The sequence below is a fragment of the Motilimonas sp. 1_MG-2023 genome (assembly GCF_030547455.1).
In the GTDB taxonomy this organism is placed as follows: Bacteria; Pseudomonadota; Gammaproteobacteria; order Enterobacterales; family CBDFNC01; genus Motilimonas.
Genome location: NZ_JAUOPX010000006.1, coordinates 138,397 through 160,818, shown reverse-complemented (window position 1 = coordinate 160,818; position 22,422 = coordinate 138,397). Strand labels below are relative to the sequence as shown.

22 protein-coding genes and 3 tRNA genes are annotated in these 22,422 nt (G+C 44.5%); 10 read left to right on the top strand and 15 right to left on the bottom strand.

Annotation, left to right across the window (positions count from 1 at the left end):
- Position 1: 1 nt before the first annotated feature.
- Positions 2-77, bottom strand: a tRNA-Val gene (locus Q4519_RS05200).
- A 263-nt stretch (positions 78-340) separates the two neighbouring features.
- Here Q4519_RS05200 and gltX point away from each other — a divergent pair.
- From gltX to Q4519_RS05185, 3 genes are all read left to right on the top strand, one after another.
- Entirely contained in the window at positions 341-1,753 is a 1,413-nt protein-coding gene (gene gltX / locus Q4519_RS05195; protein ID WP_303510256.1) for a glutamate--tRNA ligase, read from the top strand.
- A 110-nt stretch (positions 1,754-1,863) separates the two neighbouring features.
- A tRNA-Ala gene (locus Q4519_RS05190) sits at positions 1,864-1,939 on the top strand.
- Positions 1,940-1,963: 24 nt separating this feature from the next.
- Positions 1,964-2,039 (top strand) — tRNA-Ala (locus Q4519_RS05185).
- Positions 2,040-2,064: 25 nt separating this feature from the next.
- On the opposite strand, the gene Q4519_RS05180 is transcribed toward Q4519_RS05185, so the two are convergent.
- Complete coding sequence (locus tag Q4519_RS05180) at positions 2,065-3,126, bottom strand: HD-GYP domain-containing protein (RefSeq protein ID WP_232800492.1); 1,062 nt, start codon at positions 3,124-3,126, stop codon at positions 2,065-2,067.
- Between the two features lie 271 nt (positions 3,127-3,397).
- On the opposite strand from Q4519_RS05180, the gene Q4519_RS05175 reads away from it, so the two are divergent.
- The 6 genes from Q4519_RS05175 to Q4519_RS05150 all read left to right on the top strand — a co-directional run bounded on the left by Q4519_RS05175 (position 3,398) and on the right by Q4519_RS05150 (position 9,479).
- Positions 3,398-3,877, top strand: a complete 480-nt coding sequence (locus tag Q4519_RS05175; RefSeq protein ID WP_232800491.1) for an NfeD family protein — start codon at positions 3,398-3,400, stop codon at positions 3,875-3,877.
- 10 nt (positions 3,878-3,887) lie between these two features.
- Positions 3,888-4,808, top strand: coding sequence for a slipin family protein (locus Q4519_RS05170; protein WP_232800490.1), 921 nt, complete (start codon positions 3,888-3,890; stop codon positions 4,806-4,808).
- On the top strand, positions 4,808-5,767 hold the full coding sequence (locus Q4519_RS05165; RefSeq protein ID WP_303510251.1) for an SPFH domain-containing protein: 960 nt from the start codon (positions 4,808-4,810) through the stop codon (positions 5,765-5,767). The genes Q4519_RS05170 and Q4519_RS05165 overlap by 1 nt, the downstream gene beginning before the upstream one ends.
- A 371-nt stretch (positions 5,768-6,138) precedes the next feature.
- Positions 6,139-8,103, top strand: coding sequence for an alkyl/aryl-sulfatase (locus Q4519_RS05160; RefSeq protein WP_303510248.1), 1,965 nt, complete (start codon positions 6,139-6,141; stop codon positions 8,101-8,103).
- A gap of 122 nt (positions 8,104-8,225) precedes the next feature.
- Positions 8,226-8,702, top strand: a complete 477-nt coding sequence (locus tag Q4519_RS05155) for a hypothetical protein (protein ID WP_303510246.1) — start codon at positions 8,226-8,228, stop codon at positions 8,700-8,702.
- A gap of 138 nt (positions 8,703-8,840) precedes the next feature.
- Entirely contained in the window at positions 8,841-9,479 is a 639-nt protein-coding gene (locus tag Q4519_RS05150) for a sulfotransferase family protein (RefSeq protein WP_303510242.1), read from the top strand.
- A gap of 47 nt (positions 9,480-9,526) precedes the next feature.
- Here Q4519_RS05150 and Q4519_RS05145 read toward each other — a convergent pair whose 3' ends face one another.
- The 10 genes from Q4519_RS05145 to asnA all read right to left on the bottom strand — a co-directional run bounded on the left by Q4519_RS05145 (position 9,527) and on the right by asnA (position 19,455).
- On the bottom strand, positions 9,527-10,675 hold the full coding sequence (locus Q4519_RS05145) for a glycerate kinase (RefSeq protein WP_303510239.1): 1,149 nt from the start codon (positions 10,673-10,675) through the stop codon (positions 9,527-9,529).
- Positions 10,676-10,743: 68 nt separating this feature from the next.
- Positions 10,744-12,102 (bottom strand): GntP family permease, encoded by a 1,359-nt coding sequence (locus tag Q4519_RS05140; RefSeq protein ID WP_232800485.1) that lies wholly within the window; start codon positions 12,100-12,102, stop codon positions 10,744-10,746.
- Between the two features lie 269 nt (positions 12,103-12,371).
- Positions 12,372-13,544 (bottom strand): sugar diacid recognition domain-containing protein, encoded by a 1,173-nt coding sequence (locus Q4519_RS05135; protein ID WP_303510235.1) that lies wholly within the window; start codon positions 13,542-13,544, stop codon positions 12,372-12,374.
- A gap of 43 nt (positions 13,545-13,587) precedes the next feature.
- Positions 13,588-14,511, bottom strand: a complete 924-nt coding sequence (locus Q4519_RS05130; protein ID WP_303510233.1) for a phosphotransferase — start codon at positions 14,509-14,511, stop codon at positions 13,588-13,590.
- A 6-nt stretch (positions 14,512-14,517) separates the two neighbouring features.
- Entirely contained in the window at positions 14,518-15,156 is a 639-nt protein-coding gene (pnuC, locus tag Q4519_RS05125; protein WP_303510231.1) for a nicotinamide riboside transporter PnuC, read from the bottom strand.
- A 5-nt stretch (positions 15,157-15,161) separates the two neighbouring features.
- Complete coding sequence (locus Q4519_RS05120; RefSeq protein WP_232800481.1) at positions 15,162-15,431, bottom strand: YkoF family thiamine/hydroxymethylpyrimidine-binding protein; 270 nt, start codon at positions 15,429-15,431, stop codon at positions 15,162-15,164.
- 83 nt (positions 15,432-15,514) lie between these two features.
- Positions 15,515-16,147: a penicillin-insensitive murein endopeptidase gene (locus tag Q4519_RS05115; RefSeq protein WP_303510224.1), complete on the bottom strand. Its 633-nt coding sequence runs from the start codon at positions 16,145-16,147 to the stop codon at positions 15,515-15,517.
- 43 nt (positions 16,148-16,190) lie between these two features.
- Positions 16,191-17,600, bottom strand: a complete 1,410-nt coding sequence (locus Q4519_RS05110; protein ID WP_303510221.1) for a lytic transglycosylase domain-containing protein — start codon at positions 17,598-17,600, stop codon at positions 16,191-16,193.
- Positions 17,601-17,669: 69 nt separating this feature from the next.
- On the bottom strand, positions 17,670-18,167 hold the full coding sequence (locus Q4519_RS05105; RefSeq protein ID WP_232800478.1) for a VF530 family DNA-binding protein: 498 nt from the start codon (positions 18,165-18,167) through the stop codon (positions 17,670-17,672).
- Between the two features lie 286 nt (positions 18,168-18,453).
- Positions 18,454-19,455, bottom strand: a complete 1,002-nt coding sequence (gene asnA, locus Q4519_RS05100) for an aspartate--ammonia ligase (RefSeq protein WP_232800477.1) — start codon at positions 19,453-19,455, stop codon at positions 18,454-18,456.
- Positions 19,456-19,614: 159 nt separating this feature from the next.
- Between asnA and asnC the strand changes: the two genes are divergently transcribed.
- Positions 19,615-20,076 carry a transcriptional regulator AsnC gene (gene asnC, locus Q4519_RS05095; protein ID WP_303510217.1) on the top strand — a complete coding sequence of 154 codons (462 nt, stop codon included), beginning with the start codon at positions 19,615-19,617 and terminating at the stop codon, positions 20,074-20,076.
- A 3-nt stretch (positions 20,077-20,079) separates the two neighbouring features.
- Here the strand turns inward: asnC and Q4519_RS05090 are convergent, their stop codons facing one another.
- The 3 genes from Q4519_RS05090 to Q4519_RS05080 all read right to left on the bottom strand — a co-directional run bounded on the left by Q4519_RS05090 (position 20,080) and on the right by Q4519_RS05080 (position 22,420).
- Positions 20,080-20,877: an AraC family transcriptional regulator gene (locus tag Q4519_RS05090; protein ID WP_303510215.1), complete on the bottom strand. Its 798-nt coding sequence runs from the start codon at positions 20,875-20,877 to the stop codon at positions 20,080-20,082.
- 22 nt (positions 20,878-20,899) lie between these two features.
- Positions 20,900-21,517, bottom strand: a complete 618-nt coding sequence (locus Q4519_RS05085) for a LysE family translocator (RefSeq protein WP_303510213.1) — start codon at positions 21,515-21,517, stop codon at positions 20,900-20,902.
- Positions 21,518-21,616: 99 nt separating this feature from the next.
- A complete protein-coding gene (locus Q4519_RS05080) occupies positions 21,617-22,420 on the bottom strand; it encodes a class II glutamine amidotransferase (RefSeq protein WP_232800473.1) in 804 nt (267 codons plus the stop codon).
- Positions 22,421-22,422: the final 2 nt, after the last annotated feature.

Below are 22,422 nucleotides of genomic sequence, written 5' to 3'. Positions count from 1 at the left end.
GTGGTGGGCGATACTGGGCTTGAACCAGTGACCCCCGCCTTGTAAGGGCGGTGCTCTCCCAACTGAGCTAATCGCCCTTTCCAAATCAACGTTTGCCTCGTTGCGACATCCGCTGTGTTTGTGAGGGCGTATTATAGGGAGCTAACTCTTATCGTCAACACCTTTTTTTTCAATTTTTATCGACTGCGCATTTTTTAAGTCATTTGAATAAAAACAAGGCTAGTTTTGCTAAAAAAAGCGCCAAGTGGTGTTTTAAGCTCAGACAAAAATTGAGCTTGAGCTGCTGGAAGGATAAAATGACACCAATTTTTCTATTCAAAATAAAGGACACAAGTCTGTTATGACTATAAAAACGCGTTTTGCCCCAAGTCCAACTGGCTACTTACACATTGGTGGTGCACGCACCGCACTATATTCTTGGTTATATGCCAAGGCCAACCAAGGTGAATTTGTACTAAGAATAGAAGATACTGACCTTGAACGTTCAACCCAACCGGCTGTTGACGCCATTTTAGAAGGCATGACATGGTTAGGTTTAACATGGGATGAAGGCCCGTATTATCAAACTAAGCGTTTTGATCGCTATAAAGAGTTAATCCAAAAATTAGTTGATGAAGGAAAAGCTTACCGCTGTTACTGCACACCGGAAGAACTAGAAGCCATGCGTGAAGCGCAAATGGCAAAAGGTGAAAACGCTAGGTATAACGGTGAATGGCGTGACCGCACTGATTACCCCGCTGATAAACCCTATGTTATACGGTTTAAAAACCCGCAAACAGGCAGCGTTATTTTTGACGACCAAGTGCGTGGTCCCATTGAGTTTCAAAACACTGAATTAGACGACCTAATCATTTTACGCAGCGATGGCGCACCTACTTACAACTTCTGTGTTGTTGTTGATGACTGGGACATGGGTATTACCCATGTTATTCGCGGTGAAGATCACATCAATAACACCCCTCGCCAAATTAACATATTGAAAGCATTAGGCGCACCCGTTCCTGTGTACGCACATGTATCGATGATCTTAGGCGATGACGGCGCTAAATTATCTAAGCGTCATGGTGCAGTGGGTGTGATGCAGTATCGCGATGACGGCTACCTGCCTGAAGCTATCCTAAACTACTTAGTGCGTTTGGGTTGGTCTCATGGCGATCAAGAAATATTCTCCATGCAAGAAATGCAAGACCTGTTTAAATTAACTGATATTAATAAAGCCGCTTCGGCGTTTAATACCGAAAAGCTAAATTGGTTAAACCAGCATTACATCAAAACCGGCGATCCGGCCCACGTCGCCAGCTTCCTAGAGTGGCACATGCAAGACCAAGGCATTGATGTTGCAAACGGCCCTGCCCTAAGCGATATCGTACCTGCGTTATCAGAGCGCGCTAAAACCTTAAAAGAGCTTGCTGCATCAAGCCGCTATTTCTATGAGGATTTCAGCGAGTTTGAGGCTGGCGCGGCAAAGAAACATTTACGCCCTGTCGCCGCAGAGCCACTGCAAAAAGTACAAGAAAAACTACAAGCCATCGAAGACTGGAATGATGAAAGTGTATTACATCAGGCTATTCAAGATGCCGCAGATGAACTCGAACTTGGCATGGGTAAAGTAGGTATGCCACTGCGCGTTGCTATCACTGGCGCAGGTCAGTCACCTTCATTAGACATTACTTTAAAGCTGATAGGTAAAACCCGCAGTGTCGAAAGAATAAGCAAAGCGCTGGAATTTATAGCAAACAGAGCGGCGAATTAATTTTAGCTGCTTTTTAGTGTTGACAGCACACAGTGAGGTGCATAAAATGCGCCTCACTTAATGCAAATCAGACGGCGTTAAGTAGTTAGTTTGTAACAAGTAAAAGTTAAGGGGCCATAGCTCAGCTGGGAGAGCGCAACGCTGGCAGCGTTGAGGTCTGCGGTTCGATCCCGCATGGCTCCACCACTTTTGCATGATTATAAAACTATTGGGGCCATAGCTCAGCTGGGAGAGCGCAACGCTGGCAGCGTTGAGGTCTGCGGTTCGATCCCGCATGGCTCCACCAATTCATTCCCCTCCTATATTTAAATTTAATCTTCAAAATTTGATTTAATTTCAAGAAAATCCGCCAGATTATCAACCAAAATAGTCACCAGGTTGGGATCAAATTGTTTACCTGATTGCGCCACAATATAACCAATAGCATCGTCAACAGGCCAAGCCGGTTTATAAGGACGCGCGGTGGTTAGGGCGTCAAACACATCGACCAAACAAACAATCCTGCCCTCAATCGGAATAGATTGCCCACTTAACCCTTCACTATAACCTGTACCATCCCACTTTTCATGGTGATGTTTCGCTATTGATTTTGCCATTTGAATCAATACCGAGGGATGATCGATAAGGATTTCATCCACCACATCCACGTGGGTTTTCATGATGGCAAATTCTTCATCGGTTAACTTGCCCGGTTTAAACAAAATTTTATCCGGAATATGTAGCTTACCAATGTCATGCATCGGCGCCGCTTTTTCTATTAAACGTACAACATGCTCAGGTAAACCACATGCTTTTGCTAACAGTCCAGAAAATTTACCCACTCGCATGATATGCTGACCAGTATTTTCATCGTGCAATTCTGCCATATTCGCTAAGTTCATAATCAGACATTCCGTTGCTTCTTCCAGCTCTTTAGTACGTTGTTGGATAATTTTTTCAAGCTGGACGTTAGATCGTTTTTGCTGCTTAAATGCATGTATCAGCTTTAATTGGTTCATCACGCGTAATTTCAGTTCATATTCATCGTAAGGCTTTTTAATAAAATCATTCGCCCCCACTTTTAACGCTTTTATATGACTGGCTTGCGCACTTGAGCCACTGACGACAATCACTGATACCTGCTCAGGAGTGAAACGTTGCCGCACTTGCATAAGAATATCGTAGCCCGTATAAAATGGCATCTCTATATCAAGGATCAACAAAGATGTTGATTCGTCAACATAAGACATAACCTTGCGGGAATCAGTCAAAGCAATTAACTCAAAAGGCGCCATTAACTGATTTAGCATTTCTGTCATGACGAGCACATTAGTGATTGAGTCATCACATATAATGACTTTCTCTTGATACATTACTGGGGCGCTAATCGCCATAGATAACCATTTTAATCGGAATTCAATTATTTAAATAATAGTAAAGAACCCCAATAAATTCACTTAAATCGATACAATCATTCAACTCAAGCAATAAAGTGATAAATCACAAGGTTTGTGAAAAAACAGGAAAAACAAATTGACATAATATGTCGCACACTCTAACGTTTACTCTAAACTTAAACTCAAAAGAAACTCAGATTGTATTAACTGGCTCAACCCGTTTACCGCGCGCACCTGTTACTATGATAACTGAAATTAAGGAGTCAACATGAATGCATTAACCCACCCTATTTACTGGGCTGCTGCTGGTGCGCTGTTAATGGCAGCAGAAGCTATTATTCCTGGCGGCATAGTCGTGTTCATCGGTATCGGTTCATTGGTTGTCGCCGCCAGCCTGCAATTTGGCTTGGTCACCACTTGGGTCGGTGCATTAACATTGTGGTTCATCTCTTCGTTAGTGCTGCTGTTAGCATTTCGTAATGTGGCACAAAATATGGTCGGTGGTGACAGCCATATTGATGACACCGATGAAGATGCTTACCTTTATGGCAAAGAAGCAACCGTTGTCGAAACCATTGGCCCTGCAACTCACGTTGGCCGCGTATCTTGTTTAGACTCCACTTGGCCGGCCATTGCCGATGGCTCAACCCTCCCCCCAGGCACCAAAGTACGGATCATATGCCGAGACAATATTTCACTCGTGGTTGAAAAAATTAACGACGATTTAAGATCCAAATTCAAACTATAGGAGAGTCAACATGCTAGCGTTTTTTACCATCGCGTTAATCGTCCTGCTATTTATCATTTATAAATTGATATTAATAGTAGAAATGCGCGAGATTTGTGTCATTGAGCGATTAGGAAAGTACCGTGCAGTATTACAACCCGGAGTCCACTTCTTAATCCCGTTTTTTGATAGTGTGGCCTATCGCCACGAAACCCGTGAGCAGGTATTAGACATTCCCGCACAAAACTGTATTTCACGGGATAACATCCAAATTCAAGTAGATGGCTTGGTTTACATCAAAGTGATGGACGCAAAGAAAGCGAGCTATGGCATTGAAGATTACCGCCGTGCCAGTGTTAACTTGGCGCAAACGACCATGCGCTCAGAGATTGGTAAATTAACCTTAGGGCAAACTTTTTCTGAACGGGATAGCTTAAACGAAATCATCGTACGTGAAATAGACAAAGCATCAGACTCTTGGGGCATTAAAGTATTACGCTACGAAATAAAAAATATCGTGCCATCAGCCAACGTGGTACACACCCTAGAAAAACAAATGGAAGCAGAGCGCAGTAAACGTGCTGAAATCACCTTAGCTGAGGCGGCCAAAGAGTCCACTATTAATCTATCAGAAGGTGAGCGCCAAGAGGCCATTAACATCTCTGAAGGTGACAAACAAAAACAAATTAACGAAGCAGAAGGTAAAGCGCAAGAAATTGAAATTATCGCTAACGCCCGCGCCCAAGGCGTCACTATGGTTACTCAGGCTTTAGCCAAACCCGGCGGCGATCAAGCAATGAAAATGCGCCTATTAGAAGACTTTATAAAACAAACGGGTGATATCCTTGAAACTGCGGAAATATCAGTTGTCCCCACAGAAGTAGCTAAACTAGAAGGCTTCTTTGAAGGAATGGATAAAGTCACTCACAACATTCAAGGAGTAACCAAGTAATGGAACAATTCTTTGGCTCAGAAATTTCCCTAATGGACATCTTTGTGATGCTGGTTTGGGGCGCGCTGTTTCTCGTTTTGATTGTTAAATTTTTTCAATCAATCCGCTTAGTACCGACACAAAAAGCCTACGTTGTCGAACGCCTTGGTCGCTATAGCAAAACCCTAGATGCAGGCTTTCATGCTCTTGTGCCCTTTATCGATCGCGTAGCCAGTATTCAAGATCTAAAAGAAGAAACCATCGATGTACCACCGCAAGAGTGTTTCTCAAAAGACGAAGTTAATGTTGAAGTAGATGGCGTAATTTATATCTCAGTGATGGATCCGGTGAAAGCCAGCTATGGCGTCACAGATTATCGCTATGCCGCCATGCAACTGGCGCAAACCACCACTCGCTCAGTGATCGGTACATTAGATTTAGACCGCACCTTTGAAGAGCGCGATTTAATTAGCACCAAAGTGGTCGAAGTGTTAGAAAAAGCTGGCGAAGGCTGGGGCATAAAAGTGCACCGCTATGAAATTAAAAACATTACCCCGCCACGCACCGTACGTGACGCAATGGAAATGCAAGTTAACGCAGAGCGTGAGCGCCGCGCTATCATGGCCCGCAGTGAAGGTGATAAACAAAGCCGCATCAATCGTTCACTCGGTCTAAAAACCGAGATGATCAACCGCTCTGAAGGTGAAAAGCAGCGCCGTATCAACGCCGCCGAAGGTAAAGCACAAGAAATCATTTCTATTGCTCGTGCTACTGCATCCTCGATAGAAACCATGGCTGACGTGCTGTCACTGCCAGGCGGTGAAAATGCAATGAAAATGCAGCTAAGTGAGCAATATATGAAGCAAATGCAAGGTTTGGCAGATCCATCACGTAAGATCATCCTGCCAGCCAACCTACTTGACTACGATGCTTGGATGAACACCGTTGGCCTAACGCCGAGTAAAGAATCTGGTAACTAACTTTTACTAAAACCCACAATAGGCTGCTTTAGCCCTTGTGGGCGTCTAGTTTAAATAAGGATAAACACGGTGAAGATTAGCGCGCCTAGATGAGGCGCTCCCTTCTCAGCACGCCTATTAAGCACTTTTTAGATGGTGGTCGCGGAGAATCAACCGCGGCCCCTCACTTCTAAATCAACTATTATAGCAAGTCAAAACGGCCACGTTGCCGCAATCAAAATTAATTTGTAATGTAAAAAGTTTAGTTTAATCATAAATATCCCATTTATTACATTATTAGCTGTTTATTTTGACAACTAAACTTTAAAGAAACTAATATAAATGAAAAATGAACTTACAAGCTATTTTTGACCAAGGCAGAGAGAACAACAATGAAACTATCCATCATCTGTACCCTAGTCGCAGCGGCGTTGTCTACTACGACTTATGCCGCAGGCACTGATCCTAAACCTGCAACCAGCTATACCATAGAACTTAACCAGCAGTTGCTAAAAGAGCTTCCCTTCTCTAATAAGGCCGACTTTGAAAACGCACAAAAAGGCTTCATCGCCGCGCAAAAACAAGTCACCATCAAAAATGATAAAGGTGATGTGGTTTGGGACTTAGAATCCTATAAAAAATACATCGGCTTAGATAAAGCTGCACCAGACTCAGTGAATCCAAGCTTATGGCGTAATGCACAGCTAAACATGCTAAACGGTTTGTTCCAGGTAACAGACGGCATTTACCAAGTACGTGGTTACGACTTATCAAACATCACCTTTGTTAAAGGCAAGACAGGCTGGATAGTATTTGATCCATTAATCTCAAAAGAAACTGCCAAAGCGGCGTTAGATTTTGTTAATGAGCAGTTGGGCGAGCGCCCCGTAGTCGCCGTGATCTACAGCCACAGCCATATTGACCATTTTGGTGGTGTTCGTGGACTTGTTGATGAAGCAGACGTTAAATCAGGCAAAGTAAAAATTATTGCTTCACACGGTTTCACTGAGCATGCAGTGTCAGAAAACGTCATTGCGGGTAACGCCATGGGCCGCCGCGCTATCTATATGTATGGCGCATTGTTGCCACGTAATGAATTCGGCGGTGTCAACGGTGGTTTAGGCCAAACCACCTCTACCGGTGAAGCGACCTTAATAAAACCGACCGATACGATTGAAAAAACCGGTGAAGAGCGCACCATTGATGGTGTAAAAATGGTTTTCCAATACACGCCTGGTACCGAAGCTCCAACGGAAATGAATACTTGGTTCCCTGAGAAAAAAGCCCTTTGGATGGCAGAAAACTCAACCAATACTATGCACAACATCTTAACTCTACGCGGCGCACAAGTACGTGATGCATTGAAATGGGCAAGTTACCTTAATGAAACCATTGAAATGTGGGGCGACCAAGCGACAGTTAAATTTCAAAGCCATCACTGGCCATTATGGGGCAGTGAATCCATTGTTGCTGAGTTTAAAAAGCAACGTGACATGTACAAGTACACCCATGACCAGACTGTGCGCTTGATGAACCAAGGCTACACCGGCGAAGAAATCTCAGAAATGATTAAATTCCCTGATGAGATTGAAAAAAATTGGTCAACTCGTGGTTACTATGGCACCTTGCGTCACAATAGCCGTGCCGTTTACCAACGCTATATGGGCTGGTACAACGGTAACCCATCTGATTTGAACAATTTGCCACCAGCAGAAGTAGCCAAACACTATGTGGAATACATGGGCGGTGAAAAAGCTATCCTAGCTAAAGCAAAAAAAGATTTTGCAGGAGGCCAGTACCGTTGGTTAGCTGAAGTGCTAAAACACGTAGTCTTTGCTAATCCTGAAAATAAAGATGCAAAAATGCTTCTGGCTGATACTTATGAGCAACTAGGATATCAAGCGGAATCAGGCCCATGGCGCTCTGTTTACCTACAAGGCGCATTTGAATTACGTAACGGCGTACCAAGCGCTGGCGGTGCCAATACCGCGTCACCAGACATCATCAAAAACATGCCTCCAAAAATGTTATTTGATTACTTGTCTGTACGTATCAATCCAGAGAAAGCCGCTGGTAAAAACTTCACCATCAACGTGGATTTCACAGATTTTGATGAGCAGTACACTTTATCAGTGGAAAACTCAGTGCTTAACTACACCCAGAAACAGGTTGAAAACCCAGATGTAACGCTAACCATCACAAAAGCAAAACTGGATGAAATTCAATTAGGCTTAACTAATATGGAAGAAGCGATTATCGCCGGAGATGTGAAGTTAGACGGTGAACAACAAGTATTTAAAGACTTTGTTGGCATGCTAGATAACTTTAATTTCTGGTTTAACATCGTTACACCATAACTAACACGTTATACCATCTAGCCTAGTCTTATTGCTATTTAGCTATAGGACTAGGTTTACCAGATAATTTAATCAACACTGATCACGCTATCAGTGTTGGTTCATAAACAAGGAACCTTACAGTGAAAATAAAGCCACTTATGTTGTTGATGGCCCTCACTGCCAGCCCCTTGAGTATGGCTTGCTCGTACGACGGCTTATTCGATAACCCCTTTACCGAGTCTTATCAAGGCTCATTTGCTCTTGCCCTAGCCACACAAGCGGCCATTAAACAGCAAAAACTACCGCTACCTGGACCTATTGATAACAAAGCTGGGCTCAATCGCGTGACATGGTGGCTAAAGCAAGTAAAGCCGGCACTTGCTGCTCAATATGGTCAAAACCTTGATGTACTAATTATCGATAAAAAACTGTGGTCGCAAATCAGAACAAAGGACAATGCACTCCAGATAGAAATACACACTGAGCCCAATACAGCACAGTCACCCACCATTTTATTAACAGAAGCCAGCCTAGGTGCATTAGCGCAAGCGGATTTGACCCTAGAGCAAGCGCAGCAGTTAGGGGTATTGAAAGCCCTTCATATGGAACCGTTATAAGGCAATTTATTTCCCTTTACCAGATAACGCTCGAAAAATCGAATGCGCAATATTATCTTGATGAGTGCGCATCTTTTCTTCCCCTTTGGTACACACTTACCTTTATACTCATGCCCTTTTGCAAGTGAGACTCATCAGATGTCTAAGGTTTTTATTATCGGTCTGCCACGCACCGGCACCACCAGCATCAGTGTGGCGCTATTAGAAATGGGCTTGTCGGTGGCGCACACGGCCTTTACTAAAAAAGCCTTTGAACTGGCAGATGCCGTATCCGACGCGCCTTGTTTCAGTGACTACAAGCAGTTAGATCAACTCTTCCCAAACTCAAAATTTATTTACTTAAGCCGCAAGATGGAGCGATGGTTACCATCTATTTCCATGCTACTCGATAAAATGGCTCCCCATTTAGCGCCGAAAACAGGCAAATTCAGCCCTATTTTAAAGCGCAGCTTTCACCATACCTTCTCGCCAACCTTGCCGCTTAGCGGCGATGAGCTTATGGCTTGCTACCGCCGCCATGAACTGGGCGTACAAGCCTATTTTAAAGGCCGTGATGACTTGCTAACCATTGATGTCAGTGAGCCGGGAAGCTTGCTACAAATCAAGCAGTTCCTAGGAATGCCAAGCGCGGGGGATGTTGATTTTCCCAAGTTAAATGCAGGACGCCAAGTGACGGCTTGGAAAGAATACAAACACCCGAATAAGATTAATTCCCATCAAGCGGGTGTTGAACATAAAAAGTATTTTGATTATGTATTAGCTGACGAACATAAATAAGTCAACCAAGGCAAGCTGCTCAGCGCCCAACTTACCATTGATAGAGGTTAACTTAGCTTTAGTTGTTGACCTAATTTCAACGTCATCGCAATGTTGCGACTGGTATTACTGATGTTAAGCGCACCACTAGCAAGGGCTTGGGCTAATGACATGGCCCTTGGCACAGCAGGAAAAACCGCCACTAAACCATGCTGATGCACCACGCCATAATCCTCACTGACACATCCTGCAATGCCAATCACCGGACAGCCATGTAAATTGGCAACACGAGTCACTCCCATTGGCGTTTTACCCTGAATCGTTTGACTGTCAATGCGACCTTCCCCGGTGATCACCAGATCCGCGCCTTCAACTTGCTGCGCTAGGCCAACCGTTTCCATTACAATATCGATACCAGGACGTAGCTTGGCATTAAAAAACGCCAACACTCCCGCGCCCATGCCACCCGCTGCGCCCGCGCCTTTAATGTCAGCGACATCTTTGCCTAAGGCTTGCTTGATACAATCAGCATAATGCGCCAAGTTGGCATCAAGCGCGGTCACCATGGCTGCATCCGCACCTTTTTGTGGGCCAAATACAGCGCTAGCACCTAACGGCCCGCACAATGGATTATCGACATCACAAGCCACTTCAATGTCTACGCTAGCTAATCGAGGATCTAATGCGCTTACATTAATCTGTTGTATTTCGCCTAAGCCTTGTCCACCGCGTGCCACAGGCTCATCAGCCTCATTTAAAAAACCCATGCCTAGCGCACAAAGCATGCCCATGCCGCCATCATTGGTGGCGCTGCCGCCAAGGCCGATAACAATTTTTTTCACGCCACGGTCAAGGGCGTCTAAGATCAACTCACCAGTGCCAAAGCTACACGTCTGCATCGGATCGCGCTGTTCAATCGGCACTAAGTGCAAGCCCGAAGCCGCCGCCATTTCAATCACCGCCACTTCACCGCCGCCTAATAAACCATATTGCGCGGTAACAATATTGCCTAATGGGGCGTGCACTTGGCAGCTGACGAGCTCACCTAGCGTGGCATCCACCATGGCTTGTACTGTGCCCTCACCACCATCGGCTACCGGCACTTTAATGTAACTGGCATTGGGAAACACTTGCTTGAAGCCTTGCTCAATTGCATTTGCCACCTCAAGAGCAGTCAGGCTTTCTTTAAAAGAGTCTGGGGCAATAACAATTTTCATTCTTTCTCTCCAGTCCTACGCCTTAGCTAAACGACGGGCAAATCTGCCCGTCAGCTAGGGTAAGTTAATTACAGTAAAATCAAGCTCAGGATGTAAACTAACGTCATAGCCGTAACACCTTGGATCAAGGTCGCCATGGTATGAGCCCGATAAGCCAGGGAAACACTCATTTTGCTAAATTGTGATACCACCCAGAAGAAACTATCGTTAGCATGAGATACCGTCATTGCGCCCGCACCAATGGCCATTACCGTTAACACGCGTCCCATTTCAGTGTCTAAACCCAATTCAGGCAGCAATGGTGCAACCAGTGCTGATGTTGTTACCAAAGCAACCGTTGACGAGCCTTGTGCTGATTTCAGCGCTGCCGCGACAATAAATGGCATAAAAATACCTACGCCTAAAGCCGATAACGTCGCGCCTAGATAATCACCAATCGGCGTTGCTTTAAGTACCGCACCAAACGCGCCGCCAGCACCAGTGATCAAAATAATAGGGGCGGCAGCGGTTAAGCCTTGGCCAATACGTTCGCTGAATTCAGCAATTTTATTCTCACCTTTTAACAAGCCAAGAGACAAACCTAACCCCACCAATAAGGCATTAAGCGGCTGCCCTAAAAAGTTGAACAGCTCAAACAAGCTACCATCACCCATAGGAGCGGAAGGGAATTTAGCAATAGAGCCAAAACAGATTAAAATAATCGGCACAAAAATCGGTGCAAATGCCTTCATTGGTGAAGGTAGCGTGCCGTAAGCCGCTTTCATCGCAGCAAAATCTTGCTCGGTTGGCTGCGCCGAAGATCCATCCACCACATCAGGTTGCACCTTGGCAAAACGGTTCGCCCATAGCATACCTGCAATCGCCGCCGCGGCTGCCACAAACACACCGACAAAAATAACTAAACCTAAGTTTGATTCTAAGCCTAAATTACCCGCAGCCGCAATCGGACCAGGAGTTGGCGGCACAAACGTATGCGTAGCGTATAAACCTGTTGCCAATGCCACACTCATGGCAACACTCGATACCGCCATCCGCTTAGCCATCGACTCTTTTAGCGAGTTTAGAATGACAAAACCAGAATCACAGAACACAGGCACCGATACCAAGTAACCAATAATCGACATGGTTAATGTAGGGAAGCGCTTCCCAAGCACCTTGATGATCACATCGGCCATGGTAATTGCCGCACCGCTTTTCTCTAAGATAATACCAATAATGGTGCCTAACACGATCACCAGGCCGATATAACCCAGTATGCCACCAAAACCAGAGCTGATGGTTTTAGCGATATCAGCAGCGGGTAAACCATAGGCAAAAGCCGCCAAAAAGGCCGCTAAAATAAGGGTTAAAAACGGATGGAGTTTAAATTTGGCGGTTGCTAGGACGATAAATCCTATGACAGCAACCAAGATAAAGATCATGAGCATGTTTGCCTCCTGCAATGGCGTGATGGAGTCTTTGCCACTGGCATTGAGCACAGGCATAGACCAAAGTTAACACAAAAAGGCATTCCTTTTTGCACAGCAAATTATCACCAAGTCGGTCTCAAATTGCTTTAGCCAAGCGCACCAATCGAATGTTACAAAATTGCTAATTTATGTGCATTTGCACAATCAACAACAAGCACAAAAACACACCACCAATACAACTGTTTGTATTTAAATAAAATTATTTAATGTGGAGACATTGATCACAATTATTTATGTTTAAGATCACAAACCTGTGTCACTGTGCTGGCAAGATATAATTGCACTAAACCATCTAGGCTTTGTAGATCAAGCCCAGTAATTTGGATAATTTTATCCAATCGATAGCGCAAAGTATTACGATGAACAAATAAGCTGGTGGCACAAGCATTTAAATCACCAAAATGAGTGAAATACGCCTTAAGGGTTTTTTCCAGCTGGCCTGATTTATCTTGCTGGCGCAACATTTGATAGGGCTTGATCAGTTCTTGACCGCGCCAATCTTCCGCTAGCGCTGAAACTAACACTGGCAGTGATAAATCGTGATATAAGTATTGCTGTTGATCGGGTTGCAGTTGCTTGCCAACCGCTAAGGTTTGTAAAGCACTTTGATAAGACAAAGGAATTCGACTAACGCCATTACTGGTATCGAAGAAGTGGCCTAAGCCGACATTAATTTGGATCGTTTGCTCTTGTTCAATGCGCTGTAGCAAAGCGCTAATACGCTGGCGCTCTAACTCAGGCTGCCATTGTTGCTCCGCTAAAAAAGCGGGTTTCAGTACCACTAGCTCAGACATAGAAAGCATTGCCACTAAGTTGTCTCGCGCGGGGTACTCCAATAACTCAATCACGCGACGAATAGTTTGGGTTGAAACTCCTTGCCCTTGGCTTGCATTCAGCTCTATCACCGCGGCCACCCGTGGCATATAAATATCGATCCCTAAACGCTGCGCCCAATCAAGGCACTGTTCATGGCTGAGTTGGCCTTTCACCCATTGCACAATAAACTCTTCTTTATGACGGCGATCCCATTGTAATTTCTCCAGCAAGGCCGCTTGCTCTACGATCATTTCGGCGGTCATCTTTACTAACTTACCGTAATTGCGAATAGCATCTGGCTCGCCAGTGATCCCAACCACCCCTATTACATCACCCGCAAATGACAAAGTCAGATTGATCCCAGGTTTTACGCCGACCAAATTATTGGCCGTTTCTAGATCTATTTCCACGGTGCGGCCGTTAGCAATCGCCAACAAAGCCCCTTCATGTACCGTGTTAATACGTTGAGTATCACCGCTAGCAAGGATCACCCCCTTGGCGTTCATGACATTGATGTTAAAACCAATGATGTCCATGGTGCGATCGACAATTTGCTGCGCTAAGCGGGGATCAAAAATATACATAAGCGGCCTTAGAGTGTTTTGACAAATGGCGTTTATACGCGCCCTAACAAACCTGATCTAATTGTATTAGTCGCCGCCATTGCTGCGCCAATAACTGATCACTCGCACTGGCTACGTTCTCAGGCTGCAGATACCACAACAGCTCTAATAAACGATAGCCTAAGCGATACAACGCCAGCTGCGACATATGACAGCCACAGCGCGCAATGAGTACAGCAGCTTGTGCATCCGATAGCTGTAAATCTTCAGCCAGAGCCGCAATATCAATTAAACGATTACCTATACTGGCATATTCCCAATCAAGTAATGCTAACCCCTGCTCAGAAAATAAAATATTATGCCGATGTAAATCGCCATGACAAAGGGTTAACTCAGTCGACGCAAAAGCTGGTAATAATTCAAGCTTGCCCACCATCGCATGTAAGCTTGCGCTACAAATATTTCCAGGAAAAACCAACACAGATTGATAAAGCTGCTGACAACGTTTAGCTAAGTTTAATTTAGGCAGCGCAGCATAAAGCGCAGGCGGCAAGCTGATGAGATTTAATTGCGCCAAGGCATCGGCAAGATGTTGCAGATAGCCAGCGCGGTTTGCTGACAAAGCAAAGTCCTGTGGGCTAAGGTGTATTCCAGCAAAAAATGCACTGATCAACACCCCGCCGTGACTGTAAATTAACTCAGGATAAAGTCCTCGCTGCGCCAGTTGCCGCAGTAGAGCTGCTTCGTTATCATCACTTAGCCAAGGTGTAACCTGGCTTTTAGGGGGCAAGCGCAGTACCCAATCGATCCCGTCACCCGCGCAGTTAATGCCGATTAAGCGCACACTTTGATGGCTAACACCTTGCGTTAACAGCAAGGCTTGACTGAGTTGAATATCCGCTAACGGCCCACCGACTTGCGACAAGCTATGGATTTGCTTAACACAAGCAAGGGGTAAGGCGTTTAGCGCAAGGCTTCCCTCACTCACAATAAATTAAGCCGCGGCCAAGCTTGCATCGCCTGACTGTAAACGATAGTGACGATACCAACGAATAAAACCAATGACCGCCATCACTTCATAACTGATAAACAACAATGCGGTTAAATACAGCTCACGATCCACATACAAATAAATGGCACACGCATTGATCACTAGCCAGTAAAGCCAGTTTTCCAGTACCTTCTTGGCAACCATATAAGTGGTTAACACACTGGCCCAAGTGGTAAACGAGTCTAAATAAGGCAATTGCGCACCAGTATTCGCCGTTAAGAAATAGCCTGAAGCGAACGTTAAAACTATCACAACGGCAAAAGCCTGCATGTGTTGCTGTAACTGCCAGCGTACAATGGGACGTCCCGACACTTGCTCGCCTCCGGCAGGGTTGCGCCACTGATACCAACCATAGATGGCCATAGCCATATAGTAGGCATTCAATAACGACTCCATTATTAAACTGACGTCCCAAAACAGCCAAGTATAAATCGCGGTGCTGACAAAAGCGGCATACCAACACCAACTACTTTCCTTAATCGCCAGTACTAAATAAGCGATCGCAAGCACCACTGCCACTATTTCAAAACCAGACATCGCCGCCCAAGCCGCTTGAATATTCTGACTAAAAGATTCCGCCACCCATCTCACTCCTGTAAATCAGTAAAGGGTTCGCGAACATCTCGGCCGAGAATTTTCGCCACAAACACCGCAAAACCATATTGTTCAAACGATTTTTTCAATTCAATTTTGACGCAATCCATCACTTCATCATAATCACCAAAAAGCTGAGTGCTGGTGGCCGTGGTGATCACATCAATATTAGAGTAAGCGTTAAAACCTGCGATAACACTTTTAATGGGCGGGATAAAATCTTGATTGAACGGGTACATGCTAATTTCGACAGTGGCTTTCATGCTAAACCTAGGAAGTGAATGAAAAGAGATATGTTAGCAGTATGAGAAATAAAGCCTAATGAAAATAACCTCAAATTCATTTTTTATTTTCGGCAAGGCACAGCAAAATCAACGTGATAATGTTCATCGTGCCTAACCCAAGAGCGGCGTTTAGAAAACTTAACATGTTGCTTAAGGTAGCCGCCGTATTGCGTTTTAAACAAACCTTTTTGCAACTCAGGGGCGAAAATAACCCGCCACAAACCAACGCCATGGGCGCGAGCTTGTTTATGTAGTGCAACAATATGAGCAGCCATCGCGGGATAATCAATACTTAAACCATCGTATTGATTGTTACTATCTAGCTCGATGTTGTAGCCAAATTTATTCCACGGATAAGTGGGTAAATGCACCGACTTACCCGTGTTATCTATCATTGGCGTCATAAAATCAACTGACAGACCATTTTGATGGGTTTTGTGGGGACGAAACTTGCCGCCAGCAGCAAGCCCCGTTTCGGCGTATTTGTACACCTTATCAGGATGACTCTTAGCCAAATCAGCGTACGCAGCAAGCAAAATATCATGCACCTTACTGTGCACATAAGTACGTCCAGCCAAGCGTGCTACGTCGCTATAAGTGACAAAGTTTTTACCACTTCTAGGCAATTCTACCGCGTTTTCTAAGCGTCCTTTGCTGGTAGTGCCATAGCAAATACTCTCGGCAATTACTGGCATACTTAAACAACATAAACTTAAAAAATTAAGCAAGCGGCCCATATTAACCCTCAGGTAAGTATAAGGTCAGCACTTGCCCTACACGAATATGGTTACCCTTTATCTGATTAACCAAACGTATATCGTCAAGCTCGACTTGATGGTTCGAAGCAATGCGCAGTAACGAATCGCCCGCTTGCACTTTATATTGCTTAATAGACACATTTGTAGCAGGTACTTTTATTTCACTGCCCGCGCGTAACCCTTTCTTTAAGCTTGGATTTAAAGCAACAAGCTCCGTTTCGGTGACATCAAACCAACGGTTAAGACGACTAAATGTCATACCAGGCTGGATCGCGACCTTAATGTAACTAGCATTGCTTTGAGTTTGGCTTACCTCTTTGCTACTAGTACGGTTTGGCGAACGTTTGATAGTCGGTTTAATTTTGCGCTTAGCTTTAGCCAGTAACGCCTTTCTCTCCAGTTCAGCACTGGCACGAGTTGCAATATTCAACTGACCACCAGCAATAAACTGTGGCTCAAATCCTGTTGCCGCGCTGATATGCAGTCCATCAACGGCGTTCACTGGATGGGCATTGGGATGAACAATAAAGTTATGCTGGTTTGTGAGAAACTCTTCGCCCACAAAATCAGGATTACGCGTTTCAAACTCTTTTTTATTCATGCCCAAGGCACTGGCTAGAGGCGCAATTTGATAATCCTTGTCGGTGATCAGAACCGACTCTGGCGCAGGCATCTTACCTTGACGCTTTATTTGATTAGCCAGCATGGTGGCAGCGATCCAACGCGGCACATAATGACGGGTTTCTTTAGGTAAATGAGAATAAACCGTAACGTAGTTGTAACGCTTAGAATCTACATGGACAAAACGCTTACTCACGCCATATTCACCTGCGTTATATGACGCAGCAATCAGCAGCGCATCATTACCAAATGCCGCTTCACGCGCTTGAATATATTTAATGGCCGCATCGGTGGCTTTCACCACATCTTTACGTTGCTCTGGCGTGATGCCTAACTCTTTTGCCGTTGCGGGCATTAATTGCCATACCCCATGAGCGCCTTTATTAGAAAGCGCGACCGTTCTAAATGCCGACTCGATCATTGCCAAATAGCTGTATTCAATTGGCAGGCCTGCTTGACGTAAACGGTATTGTAAGTAAGGAATATACCGATTACCGCGAACCAAAGAGCCGGTGACAAAATTAGTCTGATAAAAATAATCGTACTCTGCTTTAACCCACTCATAAAGCTGACGAATTTCGTCATTTTCAAGATCAACTTCAAGTGCTCTTAACACATCAAGGTAATCGAGCTGCTCAGCCGTTGGGCGCTTAAAAGGTGGCTCAACGGGTGCCATTTTCAACACCACCACTTTTTTCGGAGCAGGCTCGGGAGTTGAACTACAGGCACTGATAAATAAAATAAACAAAAGAACGCTAATAAATTTCACTGACTTTCTCCCTGCGCCATCACTCTATTGCAACATTGCGTTGCTGATTCACCCACCAATACATAAACGTTATTTTTTGTGCCAATTGGCCCACGGGTTACTCGTATCACCCTCATCTTGATGTCGAGGCTTAGAAACTGCTTTGCCTCTTGGTGTTGACTTACTGTTAGGTTTAAACGACTTTTGCTTTTTCAAGGCTTGCTGAGCTTCGTAATCACGCTGCGCCTTTTCCTTCATTTCGGCAATCAGTTCAACGGTTAGCTCTTGCGGTGCGCGCGGTAAAATACCATCAGCAAAACCACGTTCACGCGGCTTTAGCTCGAACTGTTGTACGCTGGGTCTTGGCATGCGCTTAAAACGGTACAAGTAAAAATTTTCTACTTTGATTCTGGCCCATTCTGTTTTCTTTAAAAACTTCAGACTGCTTTCAATACTTGGATTGAGCTTAAAGCAATCTAAACGCAGCGCCTCATAAAGGATGCTCCAGCCATAAAAGTCCACCAACTCTGCCAGCAAAATTTCATTTTTAAGGCCATGCAAAGGGTTGTTTTGTTGTTTTTCAATCATGACTGCGCCTAACTACACCGAACAATGGGAAGTATCATACCAATCCCGCGAATAAGAAAAAGAATGATACAGGAAAGTAGCATAAGCAAGAATAAATAAATCTCACAGATCCGGCGATAGCAACAATTGAAATAACATAGAGCGGTGAGATTAAATAACTCAGTAATGGAGAAAAGTAGTTCAATGTAAAACACCAGCAATAAAATAATCCGCCTGACAAAAAACACCCGCTAATATAGCGGGTGTTACATGGCAGATAACGGCACTTTCAAGTCAGTCAAATCCGTTAAAGAATTTCTGCTACCGCTTGCTTTAGCTCTTGATCCCACACGCCCACTTGTACTTGGCCAATGTGCTGTTTTTGCAGTAATAACATGGCTAAACGAGACTGACCAATACCGCCACCAATGGTTTGTGGCAGTTTCGCGTCTAACAAGTCTTTATGCCAATCAAAGGCTAGGCGATCTTGATCACCAGTAATTTCAAGTTGTTTTGCCAACGCTTCAGGGTTAACGCGGATCCCCATAGAAGAAATCTCAAACGAATCTTCTAATACTGGGTTCCATACTAAAATATCGCCATTTAAGCCTGCGTATTTTTCACAGGTTGCCGTTGACCAGTCATCATAGTCAGGGGCACGGACATCGTGAATTTCGCCGTGAGAAAGGACGCCGCCAATACCGATTAAAAATACCGCGCCATGCTCTTTTGTGATCGCGCGTTCACGCTCTTTTGAACTTAGCTCTGGATATTGTTCAACCAGCTGTTGTGCGTGCACAAAAGTAATGGTTTCAGGTAAAAATGGTTTTAGATCATAAAGTGCATCAACCTGCGCCTCCGCTGTTTTAATGGCGCTGTATAACGTTTCAACGGTTGCCTTTAAATAATCTAATGAACGCTCAGTGCTGGCACAAATGACTTTTTCCCAGTCCCATTGATCAACGTACACAGAGTGGATTGGGCTAAGCTTTTCTTCGTCAGGGCGCAACGCCTTCATATGAGTGTAAATACCTTCACCAACTTGGAAGCGGTAATCACCTAGAGTTTTACGCTTCCACTTAGCCAAAGAGTGGACGACTTCGTAATCTTGGTCTTGTTCTGGCAGTGATTTTACTTTTACTGATACCGCTTTTTCATGGCCGCTTAAGTTGTCCTGAATACCGTCACCTACTTTCGCCAAAATAGGCGCTTGCACTTCAACTAGGCCGAGTTTTTCTTCTAATTGCGCCGAAAAGATTTGCTTAACTTTGCTGATTTGGCGCTGGCTTTGAATGTATTGACTGCTCATGAAGATATTCCTTTACTTAACGTGTTTTAATTATCTGGAACGAATCTTCACTTATTCACAACCTTTATTCAATATACCTTAATAAAAATAGCTTTATGATCCAATAATCGTTATTTTTAGTTCCATAATTTGGTGATTCAATAATTTTAGGTGGTATATATGCAAGATAATTATGAGATCGATAATCTCGATAAACAGATACTTCAAGCGCTAACAGCAAACGCACGCATACCTTACGCAGAATTGGCTAAAAACTGTTCAGTAAGTGCTGGAACTATCCATGTTCGGGTGGAGAAAATGAAACAAGCGGGCATTATTGAAGGTACGCGAGTAGCGATAAATGCCAAAAAGCTGGGTTACGATGTGTGCTGTTTTATAGGCGTAAACTTGACCAGTGCCAAAGATTATCCTGACACCATTAAAAGATTAGAAGCCCTAGAAGAAGTGGTTGAAGCCTATTACACCACAGGTAACTACAGTATTTTTGTCAAAGTCATGACCCGCTCGATTGATCATTTACAAGCAACCCTGATTAATAAAATCCAAACCATCAACGCAATCCAGTCAACAGAGACCCTGATCTCGCTGCAAAACCCCATTAACCGAGATGTGTTGCCGTAACACTTAAAGGAAGCTGCCTTGATATTGTCTAGGAGTCACCGCGAGACGCTTTTTAAATTGATGCTGAAAATGACTTTGGTCGTTAAAGCCTAATGCAAAAGCAGTGTCAGCAATACTTTGTCCTTGCTTAAGTTTACGTTTCGCCATTTTAATTTTAGCATCCAACAAGAAAGCATGAGGAGATAAGCCAAATGCAGCTTTAAAGCTACGAATAAGGTGATAACGGCTGATCCCGACTTCTTGCGCTAGCTCAGTAAGGGATGGCGCATTGTCTAGCTGATCAAGAAGTCGCTCTTTAGCGCGATATAACTGAGCACTTACACGCGACTCTGCGCGCATGGTAAACAATGGCATTAAATAACCAATCAACAATGTTTCCATTCTTAAGGGAGAGCTCGATTCACCAAGGGCTGAAAACAAGCGAGTAAAATCTTGGTAAGCTTGCTTATCTCGTCGTAAACATGTTGCAAACGATTGATAGTCTGCACTCGAGGTTAACTCACTTTCTTGTTGTAACTCTGCTAGCCAAGGCGTATCCAGAAACAGCATTCGATATGACCATAAGCCTTGTTTTGGGTTACAGGCGTGGACATCGCCGGGATTAATCAGCACCGTATCCCCGACATGAATACTGTGCTTACGCGATAAATTTTGATAATCCGCGCAGCCAACATCAATCACTCCAAATGAAAACTCATCATGACTATGGGCTTGATAACAAGCCGACGATTGATTGGCTTGGCGCATTTCAAGCATAGGCATTATGCGATTTTGGTAAAAACGCTGTTGAGCTTGTTCCATCACCGTCTCCACAATTAAGTGCTCATGCTAAAGTGTGAGTTGACGACCAAATAGTTAACACACTCAATACCAATAGCGCACTCATTAACCAATTAAAATAGCGTTGACGCATAGGATCAGCAAGAAGTTTTTGTAGGCCTTGACCAAGTAACGCCCAACTACTAATACCCACTGAGCACATAAGTAATGAGATCACCACAAAATAACCCAACAACAGTGCTTTATCAGCTTGCCCCGAAATAAATAAAGAGACGCCAGAGATTGAGACAAGCCACGCTTTAGGATTAAGTAATTGTGCCATCGCCCCTGTCATCATCGTCGGAATTGATGCAGGCTCGTGATGAGCAGTGGTGTCAACAGGAGTGGCAACAGCAATCTGATACGCCAAATATAATAAAAATAGTCCACCAAGGTAGCCCATGCCTTCTAGTACAAAAGGCCAACGCACCAAATACACTTGTACGCCTAGTCCTACTAGCCACACAATCAAGGTATATGCCAACGTTGCACCGGTAATATGGGGCAGCGCTTGCTTAAAACCATGCTGCGCGCCAATGCTAGTAGCAATGATGTTCACAGGACCAGGGGAAATGGCGCCGACTAGGGCAAATAGACTCATCGCGACAATCGCACTTATCATTATTTATCTCCAAAAGATGTTTTCATAACAATAATGCGAAGGTCACGTTAAAGATTGTAAAAAATTGCGCTGGTTTAAGCTAAAGGCGCATCAACTGCCTTAGTCTGCCTTAGCCAAATCGTCAGTTATCACCCGCTCAAACACTATCTCACCGTATTTAAACACCACAAATGCCCCCGTGGCCATTTTGACCCAAGGTTCACCTTCGGTCAGTGGGCGAGTCGCGATCACTGTGACAATATCATTGGGTGTGGTTTCTTGCTGAAAATCTATCACCATGTCTTCATCAATTAGGCGCGCCTTACCAAACGGCGCTCGACGTGTTAGCCAGTGTAGGTTATTGCTGCAATAGGCCAACACATATTCGCCATCACTTAGCAGCATGTTAAACACGCCTTTTGCTCTTAGGGTATCGCCAGATTGCGCAAGAAATTCAAATACTGGCGTGAGATCACTTGGCTTAGTTGGAAAGTGTTGCTTGAGTTGAGCAAGGATCCAGCAAAATGCTTTTTCACTGTCCGTTTCACCTATTGGCAACAAATCACCAGTGGGCAGATCGTGATAATCACTGAGTTGACCATTATGAGCATAAGTCCAGTGGCGCCCCCACAACTCGCGAGTAAAAGGGTGGGTGTTTTCTAAACTTACACCACCACGGTTAGCTTGACGAATATGGCTGATCACCGCTTCACTCTTTATCGGATACGCTTTGACTAACTCGGCTATTTCCGATTCGCAACTGGGCCGCGGATCTTTAAAGCTGCGACAACCTTTACCTTCATAAAAAGTAATGCCCCAACCATCACGATGTGGCCCAGTTTCACCGCCGCGCTTAACTAATCCCGTAAAGCTAAAACATATGTCGGTTGGCACATTCGCGCTCATCCCTAACAACTCACACATAA